We start from the raw sequence: 1,221 nt of genomic DNA, 5'->3' as shown, positions 1-1,221 counted from the left end.
GTTCGGCGGCGTCCTACTCTCCCACAGGGTCCCCCCTGCAGTACCATCGGCGCTGTGAGGCTTAGCTTCCGGGTTCGGAATGTAACCGGGCGTTTCCCTCACGCTATGACCACCGAAACACTATGAAACTGTCAACCGCACCATGCGTGACCTTGCATGGGGTTGTTCGTGGTTTCAGAACCAACACAGTGGACGCGAGCAACTGAGGACAAGCCCTCGGCCTATTAGTACCAGTCAACTCCACCCCTCACAGGGCTTCCATATCTGGCCTATCAACCCAGTCGTCTACTGGGAGCCTTAACCCCTCAAAGGGGGAGGGAATACTCATCTCGAAGCAGGCTTCCCGCTTAGATGCTTTCAGCGGTTATCCTTTCCGAACGTAGCCAACCAGCCATGCCCTTGGCAGAACAACTGGCACACCAGAGGTTCGTCCGTCCCGGTCCTCTCGTACTAGGGACAGCCCTTCTCAATATTCCTACGCGCACAGAGGATAGGGACCGAACTGTCTCACGACGTTCTAAACCCAGCTCGCGTACCGCTTTAATGGGCGAACAGCCCAACCCTTGGGACCGACTCCAGCCCCAGGATGCGACGAGCCGACATCGAGGTGCCAAACCATCCCGTCGATATGGACTCTTGGGGAAGATCAGCCTGTTATCCCCGGGGTACCTTTTATCCGTTGAGCGACGGCGCTTCCACAAGCCACCGCCGGATCACTAGTCCCGACTTTCGTCCCTGCTCGACCCGTCGGTCTCACAGTCAAGCTCCCTTGTGCACTTACACTCAACACCTGATTACCAACCAGGCTGAGGGAACCTTTGGGCGCCTCCGTTACCCTTTGGGAGGCAACCGCCCCAGTTAAACTACCCATCAGACACTGTCCCTGATCCGGATCACGGACCCAGGTTAGACATCCAGCACGACCAGACTGGTATTTCAACGACGACTCCACACACACTGGCGTGCATGCTTCAAAGTCTCCCAGCTATCCTACACAAGCCGAACCGAACACCAATATCAAACTGTAGTAAAGGTCCCGGGGTCTTTCCGTCCTTCTGCGCGAAACGAGCATCTTTACTCGTAGTGCAATTTCACCGGGCCTATGGTTGAGACAGTCGAGAAGTCGTTACGCCATTCGTGCAGGTCGGAACTTACCCGACAAGGAATTTCGCTACCTTAGGATGGTTATAGTTACCACCGCCGTTTACTGGCGCTTAAGTT

2 rRNA genes are annotated in these 1,221 nt (G+C 55.6%); both read right to left on the bottom strand.

The features are described 5' to 3' along the window. Window positions 1-117: ribosomal RNA gene (gene rrf / locus ACFWYM_RS44965) — 5S ribosomal RNA — on the bottom strand. 87 nt (window positions 118-204) lie between these two features. Then, a 23S ribosomal RNA gene (locus tag ACFWYM_RS44960) occupies window positions 205-1,221 on the bottom strand; the annotation flags it as partial.

Origin of the sequence: Streptomyces sp. NPDC059009 (genome assembly GCF_042740175.1) — a bacterium.
Taxonomy (GTDB): domain Bacteria; phylum Actinomycetota; class Actinomycetes; order Streptomycetales; family Streptomycetaceae; genus Streptomyces.
The sequence above is the reverse complement of the archived record's forward strand: the minus strand, read 5'-3'. Positions and strand labels throughout refer to the sequence as shown.